11 protein-coding genes are annotated in these 15,143 nt (G+C 44.6%); 9 read left to right on the forward strand and 2 right to left on the reverse strand.

The window, feature by feature from the left end; all coding sequences use genetic code 11:
- Positions 1-2 precede the first annotated feature (2 nt).
- The 8 genes from M3M37_RS00465 to M3M37_RS00500 all read left to right on the forward strand — a co-directional run bounded on the left by M3M37_RS00465 (position 3) and on the right by M3M37_RS00500 (position 9,742).
- Positions 3-641, forward strand: a complete 639-nt coding sequence (locus M3M37_RS00465) for a deoxynucleoside kinase (RefSeq protein ID WP_252795254.1) — start codon at positions 3-5, stop codon at positions 639-641.
- Positions 642-914: 273 nt separating this feature from the next.
- Positions 915-2,204: a serine--tRNA ligase gene (gene serS / locus M3M37_RS00470; RefSeq protein ID WP_252795255.1), complete on the forward strand. Its 1,290-nt coding sequence runs from the start codon at positions 915-917 to the stop codon at positions 2,202-2,204.
- A gap of 187 nt (positions 2,205-2,391) precedes the next feature.
- A complete protein-coding gene (locus tag M3M37_RS00475; protein WP_252795256.1) occupies positions 2,392-3,330 on the forward strand; it encodes a phosphate/phosphite/phosphonate ABC transporter substrate-binding protein in 939 nt (312 codons plus the stop codon).
- A gap of 14 nt (positions 3,331-3,344) precedes the next feature.
- The gene (gene phnC / locus M3M37_RS00480; protein ID WP_252795257.1) at positions 3,345-4,106 is read left to right on the forward strand and encodes a phosphonate ABC transporter ATP-binding protein; all 762 of its coding nucleotides are present in this window, start codon (positions 3,345-3,347) and stop codon (positions 4,104-4,106) included.
- Positions 4,106-4,897, forward strand: a complete 792-nt coding sequence (gene phnE, locus M3M37_RS00485; protein ID WP_252795258.1) for a phosphonate ABC transporter, permease protein PhnE — start codon at positions 4,106-4,108, stop codon at positions 4,895-4,897. Before phnC ends, phnE (M3M37_RS00485) begins: the two co-directional genes overlap by 1 nt.
- On the forward strand, positions 4,897-5,691 hold the full coding sequence (phnE, locus tag M3M37_RS00490; RefSeq protein WP_252795259.1) for a phosphonate ABC transporter, permease protein PhnE: 795 nt from the start codon (positions 4,897-4,899) through the stop codon (positions 5,689-5,691). The genes phnE (M3M37_RS00485) and phnE (M3M37_RS00490) overlap by 1 nt, the downstream gene beginning before the upstream one ends.
- Before the next feature lie 157 nt (positions 5,692-5,848).
- Positions 5,849-7,510 carry a formate--tetrahydrofolate ligase gene (locus M3M37_RS00495; protein ID WP_252795260.1) on the forward strand — a complete coding sequence of 554 codons (1,662 nt, stop codon included), beginning with the start codon at positions 5,849-5,851 and terminating at the stop codon, positions 7,508-7,510.
- 270 nt (positions 7,511-7,780) lie between these two features.
- Positions 7,781-9,742: a reverse transcriptase domain-containing protein gene (locus M3M37_RS00500; RefSeq protein WP_252795261.1), complete on the forward strand. Its 1,962-nt coding sequence runs from the start codon at positions 7,781-7,783 to the stop codon at positions 9,740-9,742.
- Between the two features lie 578 nt (positions 9,743-10,320).
- On the opposite strand, the gene M3M37_RS00505 is transcribed toward M3M37_RS00500, so the two are convergent.
- Positions 10,321-12,663 (reverse strand): Xaa-Pro dipeptidyl-peptidase, encoded by a 2,343-nt coding sequence (locus M3M37_RS00505; RefSeq protein WP_252795262.1) that lies wholly within the window; start codon positions 12,661-12,663, stop codon positions 10,321-10,323.
- A 123-nt stretch (positions 12,664-12,786) separates the two neighbouring features.
- Here M3M37_RS00505 and M3M37_RS00510 point away from each other — a divergent pair, with 123 nt between their 5' ends.
- Positions 12,787-13,953, forward strand: a complete 1,167-nt coding sequence (locus M3M37_RS00510; protein ID WP_252795263.1) for an aminotransferase class I/II-fold pyridoxal phosphate-dependent enzyme — start codon at positions 12,787-12,789, stop codon at positions 13,951-13,953.
- A gap of 59 nt (positions 13,954-14,012) precedes the next feature.
- Here M3M37_RS00510 and M3M37_RS00515 read toward each other — a convergent pair whose 3' ends face one another.
- Positions 14,013-14,969 carry an L-lactate dehydrogenase gene (locus M3M37_RS00515; RefSeq protein ID WP_252795264.1) on the reverse strand — a complete coding sequence of 319 codons (957 nt, stop codon included), beginning with the start codon at positions 14,967-14,969 and terminating at the stop codon, positions 14,013-14,015.
- Positions 14,970-15,143: the final 174 nt, after the last annotated feature.

Here is a 15,143-nt window from a genome sequence, read left to right on the forward strand (position 1 = left end):
CCATGATTGTTTTATCGGGACCAATTGGAGCGGGCAAGACGTCGTTAACCACGCTGTTGGCGGAACATTGGAACGCACCCGCTTTTTATGAATCAGTGGATGATAACGAGATTCTGCCGTTGTTTTATCAGAATCCGCAAAAGTACGCCTTTTTGCTGCAGATCTACTTTTTAAACAAACGACTGGATGCAATTAAGGAGGCTAAAGACAACCGGTACAGTGTGATGGACCGGTCCTTATTTGAAGACTCATTGTTGTTCCATTTGAATGCGGATCTGGGACGTTCTACCAAGACGGAAGTAGAAACGTACGACTCGTTACTAGCCAACATGTTGGATCCAGTATCTCCCGATGATTACCAAAAGATTCCCGACCTTTTAATCTACCTGCACGTTTCCTTTGAAATCATGTTAGCTCGGATTAAAAAACGGGGTCGGAGTTATGAACAGATTGAGCACGATGCGAGTCTGTATGATTACTACCGGGAGCTTAACCGGCGTTACGATCAGTGGTTTGCTCAGTATGACCTGTCGCCCAAGCTAGAAATTGACGGTGATCAACTGGAATTTGTGGAAAATCAGCAAGCGCGGGAGCAAATTTTTCGTTTGGTTGATCAAAAAATTGCCCAAATTTTGGGGTAAGTATTGTATAATAAAGAAAACGAAAACTAATGGCGTAGTTTTAGTAGAACCGTAGAGAGATGACGGTTGGTGAAAGTCATCGTTCGAATTTTCCGCTACGTTTTAAGGGCAGTTAATCCTGCACGGTGATTCCGTTACCAATCAAGTTGAGGGCCTGACTAGAGTCAGTCAGGAACTTGGGTGGTACCGCGAATAAAGACCTTCGTCCCAATTGTGGGGCGGGGTCTTTTTTCATACGTAAAAATAGCAACGAACACGAGGAGGTTACTAGCGATGTTAGACATTAAGTTAATTCGGCAAAAACCAGATTGGATTAAGGAAAAACTGGCTACCCGGGGCGTAAGTCCAGAAACGATTGACCAATTATTGGAATTAGACCAACACCGACGGGATTTAATTGTGCAAACCGAACAGTTAAAGGCCGAACGGAATGAGGTTTCGGACCAAATTTCGCAATTAAAACGCAACAAAGAGAATGCCGAAGCTCCCATCAAACGGATGCGGGAAGTCGGTGCTGAAATCAAACAGTTGGACCAGGACTTGGAAAAGGTAGAAGCCGAACAACATGATGTAGCGGCCCACTTACCCAACATTCCGAACGACCAGGTGCCAGTTAGCTTAACTGAGGAGGGGGCCGTCGAATTACGTAAAGTTGGAAACCCCCGTCAATTTGACTTTACGCCCAAGGCTCACTGGGAAATCGGAGAAAATCTCGATATTTTGGACTTTCAACGCAGTGCCAAGGTAGCGGGGAGCCGGTTTGTTTACTACCTTGGGGCCGGAGCCATGCTAGAACGAGCCGTTTATAACTTTTACCTGGATGAAAACGATAAGGCCGGCTACACGGAAGTCTTACCACCATACATGGTAAACTCGGATTCGATGTACGGGACCGGACAATTTCCGAAGTTCTTGGAAACCAAGGCCGGCTTTGAAATCGCTGATAGTGATTTAACCATGATTCCGACGGCCGAAGTTCCCTTAGTGAACTTCTATCGTGATGAAGTGATTCCCGCAGACAAACTACCAGTGAAGTTTACGGCTTTAACCCCGGCCTTTCGTTCCGAAGCTGGAAGTGCCGGGCGGGATACCAAGGGATTAATCCGGTTGCATCAGTTTAACAAGGTCGAGATGGTGCAATTCACGAAACCTGAAGAGTCCTGGGATGCCCTGGAAAACATTACGCACCAAGCAGAAAGTTCTCTGCAAAAATTGGGCTTGCCCTACCACGTCATTACGTTAACTTCGAGTGACATGAGCTTTACGGCCGCCATGACCCACGATTTGGAAGTTTGGATGCCAGCGCAAAACCGTTATCGAGAAATTTCTAGTTGTTCGAATACCACTGATTTCCAAGCTCGCCGGGCTCACATTCAGTACCGGGATGAAAACGGGAAATTACAGTACGTCCACACTCTGAATGGTTCGGGATTAGCCGTGGGCCGGACAGTTGCTGCCATTTTGGAAAACTACCAAAACGAAGATGGTTCGGTGACAATTCCGGACGCCTTGCAACCATACATGCACGGCATGAAGAAAATTACCAAACAACAACTCTTTTAAGCAGGAGAGCGTCGGAACGGCGCTCTTTTTGTTTACCGAAAATTCGGGATTATCGCTATTTTGTGGCTATGAAAAAGTAAGTTATTCTCTAATGTTCGGTAAAAAACGAACGTTATCGAATTTTGTATTGCCTTTGTCGGTGAAATTGTGCTAAAATGAGTTCATTATTAACTTGAGGAGGAGCGTAATGAAGGTCAACAGGGTATTAAAGTTCGGATTATTGGCGTTGGTCCTGCTAATGGTCGGAGGTGGACTGAGTGGTTGTAAGAAACACTCAAACGCTGAAAATTACCAACCCAAGAAGCTCGTGGTGGAATTTAATCCATCTTCCAATGCCGGTAAGATGGAGGCTCGGGCGAAACCACTGGAAAAAATGCTGGAGCAACAACTGCACATTCCCGTTAAAGTGGTAGTTTCTACCAGCGGGAGTTCGATGGTGGAAGCCTTGGGTTCTAAAACGGCCGACGTGGCCTTTTTAGCGCCCACTGCTTATGCTTTAGGCCACGCAAACTACGGAGTCAAAGCTATTTTGCAGGCCACCCGGTATAAGTACGGTCCGGATTCAACGGAAGCCGTGACTAACATCCCCACGAACACGTATTTAGGTGAGATCGTGGTCCGGAAGAATGGGAAAGTCAAGAACCTCAACGACTTGAAGGGAAAGAAGATTGCGATTCAAGATACGACTTCGACGGCGGGCTACATTTTCCCAGCGGTGGAGTTAGAGGAACATGGGATTAACATCCACAAAAACGGGATTAAAACCTTCACGGTGAAGGGAGCCGATCAAGGGGTCTTATCCGTTTACAACGGCAACGCCGATGCGGCCTTTGTTTTCCAAGGGGCGCGTAAGATTGCCGCCAAGGATGATCCGAACGTGATGAAGGATACTTCGGTTTTGTACAAAACCAAGCCAATCCCGAACGATACGATTTCCGTGCGCCGGGATATGAGTCCCAAGTGGGATAAGAAAATTGCCAATGCCTTTCAAACAATTGCTAAATCGAAAAAGGGACACAAGATTATTTACGAAATCTATAGTCACCAAGGCTACGTTCCAGTTAAAGATAGTGACTTTGACATTGTGCGAACATACCTACGCAAAGTCGGACGATTAGATGAATAAGGGGAGATAGACTAGTGGCTGCAAAAACTGTATTAGAACTCAAACACGTGAATAAGGTATACCCAAATGGGGTCAAGGGATTAGACGACATTAACTTTGCGGTCCACGAGGGTGAATTCGTGGCCGTGGTCGGATTGTCGGGAGCCGGAAAGAGTACGTTATTTAACTCGATTAACCGGATGATTGATGTGACTGACGGTCAGGTTCTGGTTGATGGCGAAGACATTACCAAGGTGAACGGGAAACAACTGCGGCGGATGCGACGGAAAATTGGAATGATTTTTCAAAGCTTTAATCTGGTCGACCGGACTACAGTGCAAAAAAACGTACTGGCCGGGCGGACCGGTTATTACTCAACCTGGAAAACCTTACTGGGAATTTACTCTAAGGAAGACAAACAACAAGCAGTGGCCCAACTGGAAAAAGTGAATATGGTCAAGAAACTATACCGGCGGGCAGACCAACTTTCTGGGGGACAAAAGCAACGGGTAGCAATTGCGCGAACCCTGATGCAGAACCCCACGTTAGTGCTGGCCGATGAACCCGTGGCTTCTTTGGACCCGAAGACCAGTAAGGGTGTGATGGACGACCTTTACAACCTTAAGAAACACGAACACATTACCGTATTAGTGAACCTGCACTCGATGGAGCTAGCGTTGAAGTACGCGGATCGGATTATCGGGCTCCGGGATGGGAAACTGGTTTACAACAAACCGATTGCCGAAGCGAACGAAGCCGACCTGCGTGATGTTTACGAACACGGGAGGGATAACTAATGAAACCGGAAGTACCGCAACAATCGTTTATCCGCCGCTTTCACGTGGTGGGGATTGCGATTACGTTGGTAATCATCATTTTGATGTATTACTCCGCCATCATTACCGGCGTGGACGTGAACGCTTTCTTTGAAAATGCCGATCAGTTTGGGGTCGTGCTGGGGCAAATGAAGCACCCGGACTGGCCGTACCTAACTAAAATCACGGGAACGTTAGCCCAGACCCTCCAAATGGCGATCTTGGGGACGACGATTGGGACGATTTTTGCCCTACCGTTTTCCTTCTTAGCCGCCCGGAACATTGTGAAAAATCCGGTGGGTCGGTGGCTGATTCGCTTGATCTTATCGTTGATTCGGACGTTACCAACCTTGCTGTTGGCCGCTTTATTCGTAGCCGTGTTTGGGATTGGACCAATGACCGGGGTGATTACCCTGGCGTTCTTCTCCTTTGGAATGATTGCTAAGTTGTTTTACGACATCATCGAAACGATTGACATGGGACCGGTGCGGGCCTTACGGGCCACTGGAGCCACCATGTTGCAAACGATTCGGGTGGCAATTATTCCCCAGATCGCTGGTCAGTTCATGAGTGATTTCATGTACACCCTAGAAATTAACGTGCGGTCCTCAACCGTGTTAGGTTACTTAGGAGCCGGGGGAATTGGTTTGTACTTACAACAAACCCTCGACCAATTCGATTACCCGCGGACGGCCGTGATTATTCTGGCAATCTTTGCCGTTGTTCTAGTCATCGACGCAATTAGTAATTACGTAAGGAAGCGACTTCAATAATGAATAAAACAAAAACAACCGCATTCGAACGCTTGAAGTGGCTCATCGTAGCCGCCCTGATTATCATCATCTACATCTGGTCCATTAATGGGATTCCCTTTACCGGGATTCAAAAATCAGCCAGCAGCGTTAGCATGGCAATCTTCAAGGGGATTATCCATCCGGAGTGGTCCTACGTCTATAACGGAAGTGGAGAAGATCTGGTTTCACAACTGGTGATTACCTTGGCGATTGCCTTTTTGGGGACAATCATCTCGGCCATTCTGAGTGTGCCGTTGGCCTTCTTGGCAGCGCAAACTATCAAGAACTTCTTTCACCCGCGGTCTACGATTGGAAAAGTGATTTTAACGGCCATCCGGGCCTTCCCGGAAGTGGTCTTGGCCATTCTCTTCATTAAAATGGTAGGACCGGGGTCCTTTGCCGGAGTGCTGGCAATCGGAGTGCACTCGGTCGGGATGCTGGGGAAGCTCTTCTCCGAAGCCATCGAAGAAATGGACCGGAGTGCTGAAACGGCCATCATTGCTGCCGGAGGGACGAAACTACAAACCTTTCGGATTGCCACCCTGCCGACCATTTTGCCGGCGTTAATGTCGTACACCCTGTATCGGTTTGAAATTTCCGTTCGGTCGGCTTCTATCTTAGGTTTGGTGGGAGCCGGTGGAATCGGGACGCCGATGATGTTTGCATTGCAAACCCGGGATTGGTCCAAAACGGGGATCATTCTCTTGGGAATTGTGGTCATGGTGATTGTGATTGATACCTGTTCTTCAGCAATTAGAAAACGATTAGGTTAATTAAGAGTCATCCGCATTTACGGGTGACTTTTTTTTCGAAATATTTGTGGATTCATAAGCTATAAACAGAGTTGACTTTTCGACCGGATATCGGTCAGAATGAAACCAAGTAAATTAGGAAGAGCGACTGGGTTCTGGTCGTAGAGGAGGATGCCCCATGAAAAGTGATATTGAAATTGCTCAGGCAGCGGAACCATGGCCAATTGAAAAGGTGGCAGCCGCCGCTGGCTTTCAACCAGAAGAAGTGTTACCGTACGGCCGAGAAAAAGCTAAAATTGAACGAAAACAACCAGTGGATCGGGATCAATTTGGTAAGCTCGTGTTAGTGACTTCGATTAACCCGACGCCGGCTGGCGAAGGGAAGTCGACGGTGGCAGTGGGCTTGGCAGACGCCATGCAACAAGCGGGGCAGCAAACCATGTTAGCGCTCCGGGAACCATCTTTAGGTCCCGTGATGGGAATGAAGGGGGGCGCTACCGGGGGTGGTTACTCCCAAGTCATCCCAATGGACGACATTAACTTGCACTTTACGGGCGATTTTCACGCCCTAACCGTGGCCCAGAATACGTTGGTGGCCCTGATTGATAACAGCATTTACCAGGGCAATCCGTTAAATCTGGACCCCCGCCAAATCATCGTAAAACGAGTCTTAGATGTTAACGACCGGGATTTGCGCCACATCGTGATTGGACTAGGTGGTCGGACCAGTGGAGTACCTCGGGAAGGGAGCTTTGAAATAACAGCTGCTTCTGAAATGATGGCGATTTTAACCCTGTCAACTGACCTGGCGGACTTGAAACGACGAATTAACCGGATCGTGGTGGGTTATACCTATGATCGTCAACCAGTCACGGTAGCCGAGCTGGGAGTCGGGGGCGCCTTAGCGACCCTATTAAAGGACGCCATCTTACCGAACCTCGTGCAAACGATTGCGCACACCCCAGCCTTGATTCACGGGGGACCCTTTGCCAACATCGCACAGGGAACCAACTCGATTCAGGCCACGCAGTTAGCGCTGCAAAAAGCTGACTATACCGTTACGGAAGCCGGCTTCGGTGCCGACCTCGGAGGGGAAAAATTCCTGGACGTTAAGACGCCGTTACTGGGCAAGCATCCGGATGCGATCGTGGTGGTAGCCACGGTCCGAGCACTTAAAATGCACGGGGGGCTGGCGAAGGATCAACTTGATCACGAAGACCTAGATGCTTTGCACAAGGGGCTCGCTAACCTCAGCCGGCACCTCCACAGCATGAAACGCTATGGGATTCCCGTGGTGGTAGCCGTAAACCGGTTTACCAACGATACGGATGCCGAACTCCAGATGGTTGTGGATTATGCCAATGAACACGATGTTCCTGCTTACCCAGCCGATGTCTGGGGTCAAGGGGGAAATGGAGCGCAAGAATTAGCAGCAGGGGTCATTGCTGCTGCGGATCAACCGGCGAACTTCACACCGCTTTACGAACCCACGGACGACGTGGAAACCAAGTTGAACCGGATTGTCACCCAAATTTATGGGGGCCAGGGAGTTGAATTGGAACCCAAGGCGCAGAAGCAACTACGTCAGTTAGTCGACCAGGGCTGGGATCACTTGCCAGTGATTGTGGCGAAGACCCAGTACTCACTAACGGACGATGCCAAACGCTTGGGGGCACCGACCGACTTTAAGATTCACATTCGGGAGTTTGTGCCGAAACTAGGGGCCGGATTTATTGTGGCGATGGCCGGGAGCATCCTGACGATGCCCGGTTTGCCGAAACATCCGGCGGCTGAAAAGATTGAAATTACGGACGATGGAACGATTAGTGGTCTGTACTAGAGTGATTATCATATGTAAATTGTTACAATAATTTTATTTATATAAACATACTATGTATTATGATATAATGAAAATGCAGGGCTGGTTTATGTCCTAAGTTTCTTAGGATTTTAAAAAAATGGTAGGGTTGATACTGACCACTATCAGAGTTTACTAATCTATCATTAATTTATTACTGGTTACCGAAGAGGGTAATCTTTAGTTAATTTACAGTCGCTTGTCGCGGAATGGCAGCCCTGTTTTTTTTTTGAATATTTTTGGAGTAAAAGTATGAAAAAAATTTCAGATTTTAATAACAGAAATGATTTTATAAATTACCTACATAGTGTTGGTTTTATTAATCAGAATAATAAAACTAGAAATGAAAAATTATCACTCTCTTCTTTATTTGATAAAAATGATGAATTATATCATAAAGCCCATATATCCAAAAAGTATAGTGATGAAAAACGGTGTTTAACTGTTCCAGACAGAGATTTAAAAGATTTACAAAAAATAATAAATGAATTAATTAAAGCGCAATTAAAATTTAATTCTTTTAAGTTTGAAAAATATGTACAGGCTTACCAAGATAAAAAAGGAATATTTACTAATGCACAAATGCATAGAAATAAAAAGTATTTATTACATCTTGATCTAAAAAATTTCTTTCCTACTATTCATTTTGGAAGAGTTAGCGGGCTCTTACATAAAAGTTATCTATTTGGATTAAATAAACAAATGGCATTTTTTTTTGCTAATATTCTTACCTATAAGGGCGAATTACCGCAAGGGTCACCTACATCTCCAATAATTTCTAACTTAATCGGTAAAAGATTGGATCAACAGATAGTTAGAGTAGCATTAAAATTTCATTTTACTTATTCTAGATATGCAGATGATTTAACATTTTCAACTAATGATTCAAATATTATAAGGAATAAACTTTTTTCTTTTAAGTCTGAAATTTATAAAATAGTAAATAAAAATGGTTTCAAAATAAATGATAAGAAAACAATAATTAGTGGTCCAAATGTAAGACATGAAGTTACAGGGCTATCGAATAATAAAAGAGTTTCCGTTACTGATGATTTTTACAAAAAAACTAGAGCGATGGTTAATAACATTTATGTTAAAAATTTCTTTTTTGATGGTTCTTATTTTTGTAAGCTAAATTCTGAAAAAAGCATTAGAATTGCAATTCAGAAAATTAGTGGACGATACGCATTTATTAAGGATATTGAAGATAAAAATAGAAATATGTATATTGGTCATGAAAATGGTTCTGAGTATAATGGAATAACCCCAACATATTTTAAAGAAGAAAGCTATAAAAATAATAGACTGGGTATATATTCTGGAAAAATGTTGTCTTATAGTAGATTTTTATTTTACAAATTCTTTTTATCAGGATTAGATTCATATATATTTTGTGAGGGGAAAACTGATCCTAGATATATTAAGGCAGCAATGAATTCATTGAACATTAATAGTAAAATTAAATTAATTGATTTTGAGTCACAAAAAAACAAAAATACTACATTTAAAAAAATATTTTCTTTATCAGGTGGTGGAGGAAGTCTTAAGATAATATTAGAAATGTATTTTGGAAACGCAGGATTTTCGACTTCAAAAATGACAACCAATTTAACTTCGTATTGGGATTATTTTTCACAAAAAATAATCCCAATTAGACCAAGTATAATTCTATTTGACTATGAAATTAATTCTAATAATTCACCATTAAGTCATGCTCTTAATTTTATTAAATCAAGGTTAATTAATTCTCAAAATAATACTATTGATTTTAAAGATATAGAACATAATATAAAAAATTTTGGTTATAGTCATATTATTGGGAATCTATATATTGCAACTACATTTCAAAAATGTAAATCAAGTGATATAGCAATCGAAAATTATTTTCCAGATGATTTTTTAAATCATCCATATGCTTCAGATCCTAAATATGTAGATAATGAGAATCAAAAAGAAAGACAATTTGAAAATGCCCCTGATCTGCAGAATTCAAGTGTAAATAAAATCGAAAAAAATGAATTTTCTTCATATGTGAGATCAAGAATAAATGACAAAGATTTATTTAAGAATTTTAAAGAACTTTTTTTGATTTTTGATAAAATTAGAGTTGATTATGGAAGATTAATTTTTGAAAAAATGAATTATCTAGATAGTTCATCAATATTATATAAATTTACAAATGAAAAGCTAAATGAAATATCAGATATTGATTGACTTCTTGTCATTAATATATTTTTATTTTCAAATTATTGTTTGGAGTTCAGTTTACAATTTTATACTTCATCTTTTTAATGGTGGATTTAATATTTGTCCGTGTTTTTAAATTGTACAGTAATTAAAAATTATTTATCGCTAGTGGTATTTAAAATTAAATTATAAAGTATAAAGTATTTTATATTTCTAAGTGAAATAATTTGTATTGTCCTTGTATGTTTTTACTTGTAGGCGGGGATTATTGCTAAAATTTTATTAACAATTTGTTTATCTCAAATAACTCATTTCTTATTTAATGATATGCAAAAAAGTAATACAAAAATAAATGATGGTTTAGCATACGGTTATTATAAATACTGTACAATGATAAAGAATACAGTATAAATATAACCAAGTTTATTAAAAAATCATCGATAGCTTAATAAACAAATATAGAAGATTTTGAATTGATTTTAAATTTATTATTTATAATTTTTAAAATACTCCACGAAAATTAGATTATAATTAATTTTCGTGGAGTATTTTTTGCATGTTTACATTTATAATATTTTATAGTTTGAATTTTTTGAATATTTTTACTATTGGGGCAGGTGGATTTGGGCATTCTTTGTTTGCAACTGGTAATTAATTGCCTGCCGGTTTCGGTTGGTCATCATGAAGTCGGTGGCATAGAGAACCACGGCTAAGTGCCGGTCTTTCGGTAAATGGTAGTAGACCGGTTGAAAATCCAAATGCAATTGGTAGAACTTTCCGGGGTCAATCGTTTCCGTCACAGCCGGACTGGTCCGATTTTGCAGGTTGAGGTGGACCCGGGAAATAATTTTGTGGTCACTCGGGAACTTTTCCAGTTGAAACTCGCGGATGTCATCTCGATACCATTGGTACCCTAAGGGCAGGCCTCGGGGAGCCGAAACGGTCGGGGCGGGCTGTAAGCGACGGGCGTTCCCCACGTCCAGGAGGACTGCACTCAACATTCCCACTGGTTGATCACTGCTGACGGCGACGTCGAGGGTGACGGTTCCGTTGATGGTGAGTTCGTGATCAAGGTTTAACAGAGCCACCGTTCGTTGCGGATCCAGCTCCTGGTCAGCCAAACTGAGCAGTTTTTGTTCCCACTGCTCGGGATGCGTGCTAAAGGTGTGGAATTGGTCCTCAGAGTAGGATTGCGTCCAGTGCTGGCGATTAAACTGTAACGAATGTTTCGTGGGGGCCTTTGTGAGCCAGTTGGGTTGAGCGTGCCAGGTTTCGGGAGTGACGTTGTCTTGCACAATTACTGCGGGCACAGTCTCGTCTACCCCGTTTTCCACGCCGGCCAGCTTGTTGCTGAGCCACAGATTTACCAAATCGGAGTAGTCAAAGGACGGAAAGGCGTTTAGGTACATGTGTTGACCCTGGTGCAGAATCAGTTTTTTACTAATCGGAAGTGCTTGAATGTCCTGCCAAAAGTGACCGGCATTCTTGAGCTTCACGTTCCAATCGTTTAAACCGTGAACTAACAGCACGTCGGCTTGCACCCGTTGGTCGTGGTTGCGGTAGTTACGGTCGTCCCAGAACTGGTTGTAGTTGCCGGTCTGACGCTCTTGACCCGTTTTCAGGTCCTGCAGTTGCTGGGTAAAGGCCGGCTTGGTTCGGAGTTCATCTCCGGCACAAAGACTGCGCGAGAAGGTTTCACCGGCCAGCACGTCGGCATCCTCACCTTGAAAACCACCGGGGGCCACGACCAATCCGTTTTCGCGGTAGTAATCGTACCAGGACGAAATGGCGGCCTCTGGAATGATGGTTTTTAGACCAGGAACTCCGGTCGTGGCGGCGGCAATCGCTAACGTTCCCAGGTAAGAACGGCCGGTCATTCCGACGGAGCCGTTACACCAGTCGGCTTTGATGGTGATGCCATCGGTTCGGTTGGTGAAGGCCCGACGGTCGCCGTGGAGCCATTCGATTACCGCGATGGTACTAGCAGTTTGGTAGGGATCACCACAGGTTTGCAGGCCATCCGAATCAATTGTTCCGATCCCAGCCGCATACACGCTGGCAAAGCCTCGGGGTAACAAGAAATCGTTGAGGGTGTAGCCCGGATGGGGTTCATGAGTTAAGGTGGCGTCGTTAGCCTGGCCGTGGACAGCGTGGGCTTGTCCTGATGTTAAGGTCACGGTCGGTTGGGGCTGAAACTGACTAGCGGGTTTGGGTTGTAAATCTACGTTCACGTCGTGGGTGAGCTGTTCACCCAACGTTTCGTTAATGCCCTGGTCGTAGGGAGAAGCAGTGTAGACCGCCGGGACTGGCGTTAAGGCGTCGGGACGAGTGATTTCAACTTTCAGCAGGTCAGTTTGGCCGTCTTTATCGGAGTCAAAATCCGTTTCCACAAACACAGTTTCGTAGTGAAAGTCCCGGACGTTGAAAACGGCCTGGGCCTTGCCATTGAAGTACAGCGGATGCTGGTGGTCAAACTGCGCTTGGATAAAGTAGCCCTGGGTCGCTAATTGGTCGAGGTAGGTTAAAACCTGCGGAGTGTGCGTGGTGAGCAGCTGATACCAAGCGCGCTCTAATGAATCAGCATCCGTAATTTCAGGTAGGGGTGCAAGGCCTAACTGTTGCCAACTGGCCTGGGGCGTTTCCGCTTTAAAATCGGGACCGACCTGAAAGCCCAGTAACTGGAGGCCGATGAGAGTGAAAATTTCGGTCGTCAGGGGTTGGTCGTCAGTGAAGAATTGCGCTAGGGTAGTGGTGGGAGTGGCCAGGTACTGGTTGAAATGGTCTAACAAGGCCTCCCTAGTAGTGTAGTGCCAGTGCGCCTTTTGTAAGTAAGCCCAGAGCATCTCCTTGAGTGGCGCCGGGGTAACAGCAAAGCCGACGTCTGCCAGTTCTTGCTGGATTTGGGCAAGTGGAACGTTCGTAAGTTGGGCAAATTGGTTGATTTTCATGGCTGATTCTCCTTTGGCACCGGCTGAAGCCTAAAACAGATTTAATTTCATCGGGTTAGGAATAGTGTAGAATAATTAGAGGTGAGATGGAAGTTTAATTCAAGCAATGGGAGTAATGGAAGAATGGTAAATTTAATTGATGCAGTGCAACCAAACGTCATTCAAACCCAGTTATCGGATATTTATGGGTTTAGTGAACAATTGGCGCAGATTCCGGACCTCGTGTCGTTAACGATTGGGGAACCGGACTTTCCGACCCCAGAACACGTCAAAAAAGCGGGGATGGCAGCCATTGCAGCTGACGAAAGTCACTATACCGCCACTTGGGGCCGGATTGGCACCCGAACTGCAGCTGCGAACTACCTGAAACAGCGCTACGACGTCGACTATGACCCGGCAACGCAGGTCGTCATCACGAACGGGGTTACGGAAGCGATGTATGCAACGTTAGCAACCTTCGTGGGCAAGGGTGACGAGGTCTTACTACCGACGCCTGCCTTTCCCGTGTATGACTCGTTAGTGGAACTTAACGAGGGAAAACTGGTGGAAATTGATACCCAACCCGATGAATTTTTATTAACTCCAGAACGGTTACAAGCCACTCTGGATGCTCATCCCCACGCTAAGGTGTTAATTGTGAACTTTCCGTCTAATCCGACTGGACGCAGTTATTCAACAGCACAAATTCAGGCACTAGCAAAGGTAATTTCCCAAACAAACTTGGTGGTGGTTAGTGACGAAATTTACAGTGAATTAACTTACACCGGCCGGCACGTTTCGCTTGCGAAGTATTTACCGGACCAAACCATTTTGTTTAACGGGTTGTCCAAATCCCACGCTATGACTGGTTGGCGGATTGGGGTTGCTGCTGGACCGGCCCCGGTGATGACTGAAATTGCCAAGGTTCGCGAATTAATGTCTACTTCCGTGATGACCGCAGCCCAGGTGGCCGCCGAGGAAGCCTTTGGCAACGGAATGGATGATGCCGCCCCGATGCGCGCGGAGTACGAACGCCGGCGGGACTACGTGTACAACGAATTTACGCGCTTGGGCTTTGCCTGTGAGAAGCCCCAGGGAGCCTTTTATCTCTTTGCCAAGATTCCGGAACGTTTCCATTTGAACAGTGCTGCTTTTTGCCAGGACGTGGCGAAGACAGTGAAGGTTGGCATGATTCCTGGTTCAAGTTTTGGCGCCGGGGGCGAAGGCTACGTGCGAATTAGCTATGCCACCAGCATGAGCAACCTAGAAGAAGCCATTCGACGGTTGCAAAGTTATTGTGACGAACATTAATTAATGACATAAAAAAAGAAGCGTTTCGCAGTTGCGAAGCGCTTCTTTTGGTAACTAGCTTAAGCTAAACCAGTTTCTTTCATTCCTTTTTCGGCAGTTTCTTTTAAAGTCTTAGCGGAAGCAGCCATTTTGGCTTGTTCTTCTTCACTAAGTTGAACTTCAAGCACATCAGCAATTCCGTGCGCGTTAACCACAGCTGGGGTACCAATGTAAATGTCGTTCAAGCCGTATTGACCGTCCATGGGTGCACCAACGGGAAGAACGGCGTTTTCGTTCCGGAGAATGGCGCGAGAAATCCGCATTAAGGAAGTTCCGACTCCGTAGAAAGTAGCGCCCTTCTTGTTGATGATTTGGTAAGCTTTGTTCCGAGTGTCATCCTCTAATTCTAAGAGGGTGTCCTTGGAAACGCCACGATCAGCAGCGTATTTTACTAACGGAACGTTACCAACGGAAGCTTCGTCGATGTCAGCAAATTCGGAGTCACCGTGTTCACCTAAAATGTAAGCATCAACACTAGCGGGGTCAATGTCAAACTTTTTGGCAACTGCCACCCGGAACCGGCTGGTATCTAAAGAAGTACCGGAACCAAAGACCTTTTCCTTTGGAAAACCAGAAATCTTTTGGGTAGCGTAAGTCAAGATGTCAACTGGGTTAGCGGCTACTAAGAAGATGCCGTCAAAACCGGAGTCAACCACTGGTTTAACGATGGAAGCTAAAATCTTTAAGTTCTTGTTAACCAAGTCGAGACGAGTTTCACCTGGTTTTTGGGGAGCACCGGCTGTGATAACCACCAGGTCAGCATCCTTACAATCAGGGTAGTCACCGGAGTAAATGTTTTTGGCAGCCGTAAATGGAATGGCATCTTCCAAATCCATTGCGTCTCCTTCGGTCCGATCCTTGTTAATGTCAACAATGACAAATTCTTCAGCTAATGCTTGTTGCACCATGGCAAAGGCGTATGAGGAACCCACGGCTCCGTCTCCAACCAAAACAACTTTTTGGTGTTTCTTAGTCATAACTGTCATCCTTTCAGTGGTAATAGTATTAAGATACAGCTAAATTATAACATTGAAAGTGTTACTTTTCACATTCAATTGCAACCGTTTTCGTGGTGGTAATCCGTGAATTAAAAATAATTATGGAAGAAACGATTAGAGGAACTCTGAGTCTGAAAAAAGTTGGGGAAAAGT

It is taken from the genome of Fructilactobacillus carniphilus (assembly GCF_024029675.1).
Lineage (GTDB): Bacteria > Bacillota > Bacilli > Lactobacillales > Lactobacillaceae > Fructilactobacillus > Fructilactobacillus carniphilus.

Coding starts and splice junctions, on each gene's coding strand:
- M3M37_RS00465 (WP_252795254.1), top strand. CDS start 3: ATGATTGTTTTATCGGGACCAATTGGAGCGGGCAAGACGTCGTTAACC.
- serS (WP_252795255.1), top strand. CDS start 915: ATGTTAGACATTAAGTTAATTCGGCAAAAACCAGATTGGATTAAGGAA.
- M3M37_RS00475 (WP_252795256.1), top strand. CDS start 2,392: ATGAAGGTCAACAGGGTATTAAAGTTCGGATTATTGGCGTTGGTCCTG.
- phnE (WP_252795258.1), top strand. CDS start 4,106: ATGAAACCGGAAGTACCGCAACAATCGTTTATCCGCCGCTTTCACGTG.
- phnE (WP_252795259.1), top strand. CDS start 4,897: ATGAATAAAACAAAAACAACCGCATTCGAACGCTTGAAGTGGCTCATC.
- M3M37_RS00495 (WP_252795260.1), top strand. CDS start 5,849: ATGAAAAGTGATATTGAAATTGCTCAGGCAGCGGAACCATGGCCAATT.
- M3M37_RS00500 (WP_252795261.1), top strand. CDS start 7,781: ATGAAAAAAATTTCAGATTTTAATAACAGAAATGATTTTATAAATTAC.
- M3M37_RS00505 (WP_252795262.1), bottom strand. CDS start 12,663: ATGAAAATCAACCAATTTGCCCAACTTACGAACGTTCCACTTGCCCAA.
- M3M37_RS00510 (WP_252795263.1), top strand. CDS start 12,787: ATGGTAAATTTAATTGATGCAGTGCAACCAAACGTCATTCAAACCCAG.
- M3M37_RS00515 (WP_252795264.1), bottom strand. CDS start 14,969: ATGACTAAGAAACACCAAAAAGTTGTTTTGGTTGGAGACGGAGCCGTG.